Source organism: Bacteroidota bacterium (assembly GCA_030706565.1).
GTDB lineage: Bacteria > Bacteroidota > Bacteroidia > Bacteroidales > JAUZOH01 > JAUZOH01.
Map to the genome: position 1 here is coordinate 1 of JAUZOH010000344.1, position 4,030 is coordinate 4,030.

5 protein-coding genes are annotated in these 4,030 nt (G+C 41.2%); all 5 read right to left on the bottom strand.

Features of this window, described 5'->3' with window-relative positions; genetic code table 11:
- Positions 1-744, bottom strand: a 744-nt coding sequence (locus Q8907_13755) for a hypothetical protein (protein ID MDP4275336.1), incomplete at its 3' end; no start/stop codon positions are given.
- A 181-nt stretch (positions 745-925) separates the two neighbouring features.
- Positions 926-1,864 (bottom strand): HipA domain-containing protein, encoded by a 939-nt coding sequence (locus Q8907_13760; protein MDP4275337.1) that lies wholly within the window; start codon positions 1,862-1,864, stop codon positions 926-928.
- An 8-nt stretch (positions 1,865-1,872) separates the two neighbouring features.
- Positions 1,873-2,202, bottom strand: a complete 330-nt coding sequence (locus Q8907_13765) for a HipA N-terminal domain-containing protein (protein MDP4275338.1) — start codon at positions 2,200-2,202, stop codon at positions 1,873-1,875.
- Positions 2,203-2,212: 10 nt separating this feature from the next.
- On the bottom strand, positions 2,213-2,422 hold the full coding sequence (locus tag Q8907_13770; GenBank protein MDP4275339.1) for a helix-turn-helix transcriptional regulator: 210 nt from the start codon (positions 2,420-2,422) through the stop codon (positions 2,213-2,215).
- 313 nt (positions 2,423-2,735) lie between these two features.
- On the bottom strand, positions 2,736-4,030 hold a 1,295-nt coding region (locus Q8907_13775), incomplete at its 5' end, for an Hsp70 family protein (GenBank protein MDP4275340.1).

Consider the following 4,030-nt stretch of genomic DNA (forward strand, 5'->3'; position numbering starts at 1 on the left):
GAAAAGTCCCTGGCCAACAGGATTGAAGGGAAGGGCATAGGTATCTTCAATGAGATAGTTTTCAAGAAGGTCATCATCGGTGAGTGTTACTATTCCATCAGTTGATTCGTCCAGAGCCGGAATGCGGAATTTTACAATGCGATGACGGTTCAGGGGATTGTCATTATCCACAGTGTTTCCATAACCATATAGGTATCCGTTGTCGCGGTCAATAACCCATTGAAGTGCATAGCCGTAACGATGGTGAATGTCCTTAAAATAAATGGTTTGAACCAGGCTGGAAGAAGTCAAATCTTTGCCAATGCGTTCAACATAAAGCACATCCTTGTGGCCGTTAATGCTTTTGCGCTGACACTGGCTAACATAAAGTAACGGCAGTGGATCGGAGGGATCGTAAAATGTGTTGCTGAACGAAGCAACATTTGCATGATTGTTCTGGTTGTAACTGGCCAAATGGAAGGAGTTAGCCAGCTTCGTGAGCGTTTTTCCGTCGGTTTTGTAAATTGTGGCAATACCTGTGTTTTGGCAACTCACTATATAGTCACCCCATATATCCATACCTTGATAGCCTTCGTTAGTCACGCCTTGCCATTTGCCAATGTGTGTACATTTAAATGTGTTTTCCTGAAGATTAATCCGTTGGCCTGAATAACGGAATGGTTCCAAATCTTTCTGTTGCGCTAAACCTGGCAGGGTGATAAACAGCCCAACCAGAAGTATATTTATTCTTTTTATAATTATCATTTTGGTTATATTATAAATGTAAAGATAGAGCGAACTGAAAGAAAAAAAATGAAAAACTGAATTTTTTGAACAAAGGTGCCATTTCTAAAGGGCAGGCCAAAAAATAAAACAGGAGGAAAACCTTAAGTTCTCCTCCTGCTCAATTGTTCAGCCTGAAATCTTTATGATGAGTAATTTACAATTATGATATTCTATCAAACCTGTCGTGAATTAGTTGTAGGTATCGACTCTTAAAATCTTCACTCAAAAAACTTATTTGAATGAATGCCTGCCACTTTCCCTTTACCTTTTCCATTTTCGAAAAGATATTGGCCTGTTGCTTTGCCTCTAATTTTAGCGTAGTGAATGCATGTTCAAAATCATAGCGCTTGATACGCTTCTTTTTGCCATTCAATGTCAATGCGGCATCTTCGTCATCAGCAGGGTTAACTAACACTGTTGACAACATATCGTAAGCAGGAGCTAAGACTGGCATATTGGAAGAGTCATAAATCAAAGAGAAGTTTTTAAGGTGCATATCTGCATTGCCGGTAAGAAATGAAAACAATACGATTTCGCAAAAGTTTACGATATCCAAGCCGGGATTTGCAGAATATTTCAAAATGGCTTTTCCTATTTGTTCATAAGAAGCCTGATATTTATGCTCGGTTAACCGCTCTGTTAGTTGACACATATCCTCCATGTGCAATTTCTGAGTCCCTGTCCGATCGACACGTTTTGTTATATAAGCTAACTGACCCGATTTCAATCGAATCAAGGAATGTGGAACAATGTTTATTTTTGCAATTCTTGCCAGATGCATGGTCAAGTCTTCCACTTCTGGCATTTCTGGGTAATTCGCAGTTGGTGGTTTCAAAATATAGTTACCCCACAAGCCTACGATTGTAAAACGTTTCGGATCGGTTTTATGTCCTTTCCCCGTAAGGTTTAATGAAAGTTTAGGCTGTACCCCGGTAACTGTCGTTTGGCTTTGTATGATTTTCCATGCCAAATCATTCATTTGGCTTTCATCATATGGCAACTCCGGAGGTATATTTGTTCCGAATATCTTTTTACAACAAGAGGCATGAAAATCGACCTCTTGTTCCGATAATGGCTGATAGCAATACAGACAACGCATACGTATACTTATTTAGGCTCAATATCCAACGGTATAACACTAACAGCGCCGATACAATCTTTACAGCAGGCCATGAGCAATCCCATTCTATCACGCGGATCTAATTTCCAATTTGTTTCGGCAATATTTAATAACCAACCTTCAGGTATAAGTCCATCGAAGAACGGGAAGAGTATCAGACTGTCATACCTCTCGCTTCTCAGAGGCAAAGTCAGACTCACAGCCATTGGTTTTTCACTCGCAAGATAGCTTTGATCGTACAAAAAATGAAAGCCATCTTCATCTTGTGTCAACCAACCCGCCAAATCATTGTTGTATCGGATCTCAGCTTTTCTCATGCACTTTCAATTATAGAGTATCACCAGAATTGAACTTCACAGGGCCAAGTTCATGTCCAAACAATTGCAACACCTGATTTACTTTATCCATACGTAAAGTTGGCTTACCCTGTTCTAAATCACGCACAAACCGAAGACCAACCCCGGCTTTTTGGGCTAATTCGGGTTGAGTCAGTTTAGCATTGCCTCTCCTTTGTTTTACGAATTCACTTAATGTCATAATGACTAATTGTATTTATACCCTATCAGGTGTAAATATAGTAATTTTTTTTAGATTATATCATTTCGGGTATAAATTGAATCAAAAAAAGATATTTATACCTGATCGGATATAATAGTAATAAATAGGATGGAATTGTCCCTTTACTTTTAGATAACCCCATTTAAAAAATATCCGACAATTTTATTTTAAGTAGTTGTTATGTATATATTTAGTAAAGTAAACTGAATTCTTTTATAGCTTTTTTAAAATAAAACAGGAGGAAAACCTTAAGTCCTCCTCCTGCCCAATTGTTCATCTTATGGAACGATCATTATTTCACTTCTTCAAAATCGACATCGGTTACTTCGGCATCTTTGTCGTTTTTGCTCTGGCCGTTGCCGCCTGAAGCGGACTGGTCTGCGGTCGGTTGTTGCTGCTGTTGTTGTGCGCCTGCAGCCTGTCCGGCTTTATACATCTCCTCTGAAGCAGCCTGCCAAACCTTATTCAATTCTTCGGTTGCCTTTTCCACAGCTTTCAGATCCTGGCTCTTGTGGGCTTCTTTAAGGGCAGCCAGTGCCTTTTCGATATTGCCCTTCTTGTCGGCAGGGATCTTGTCGCCAAACTCTTTGAGCTGTTTCTCAGTCTGGAAGATCAGGCTGTCGGCAGCATTCAGCTTATCAATTTTTTCACGGGCTTCTTTATCTTCTTTTTCATAAGCCTTGGCTTCATCCCTCATCCGTTTGATTTCATCATCCTTCAGCCCTGATGATGCTTCGATACGGATGCTTTGCTGTTTGCCGGTACCTTTATCCTTTGCAGAAACGTTCAGGATACCATTGGCGTCGATGTCAAAGGATACTTCAATCTGAGGTATCCCTCTTGGGGCAGGCGGAATACCATCGAGGTGGAACCTTCCGATGGTTTTGTTTCCTGCGGCCATAGGCCTTTCGCCCTGTAATACGTGGATTTCAACCGAAGGTTGATTGTCGGCAGCAGTAGTAAATACTTCCGATTTCTTGGTCGGGATCGTGGTGTTGGATTCTATCAGTTTGGTGAATACGCCGCCCATGGTTTCAATTCCCAGTGACAAAGGTGTAACATCCAGTAAAAGCACGTCTTTTACTTCACCGGTCAGCACACCGCCCTGGATTGAAGCGCCGACTGCAACTACTTCATCAGGATTAACCCCTTTTGAAGGTACTTTTCCGAAGAAGTCTTCAACAATCTTCTGAACTGCAGGGATACGGGTTGATCCGCCAACCAGAATCACTTCATTGATGTCTGAAATCTGATAACCTGAATCCTGTATAGCTTTTTTACAAGGTTCAATGGTCTGCTGGAATAAAGGATCGCAGAGCTGTTCGAACTTCGAACGGGTCAGGGTTTTTACCAGGTGCTTTGGAATTCCGTTCACCGGCATAATGTAAGGCAGGTTGATTTCCGTTGTGGTTGAACTGGAAAGCTCAATCTTGGCTTTTTCTGCAGCTTCCTTCAAGCGCTGTAAAGCCATTGGATCTTTTCTTAAGTCAACGCCTTCATCATTCTGGAATTCATCAGCCATCCAGTTGATCAGGACGTGGTCAAAATCGTCACCGCCCAGGTGGGTATCTCCGTTTGTTGATTTTA

Excerpts from the sequence above, each read along its gene's own strand:
- Q8907_13770 (MDP4275339.1), bottom strand. The coding sequence starts at position 2,422 with ATGACATTAAGTGAATTCGTAAAACAAAGGAGAGGCAATGCTAAACTG.
- Q8907_13760 (MDP4275337.1), bottom strand. The coding sequence starts at position 1,864 with ATGCGTTGTCTGTATTGCTATCAGCCATTATCGGAACAAGAGGTCGAT.
- Q8907_13765 (MDP4275338.1), bottom strand. The coding sequence starts at position 2,202 with ATGAGAAAAGCTGAGATCCGATACAACAATGATTTGGCGGGTTGGTTG.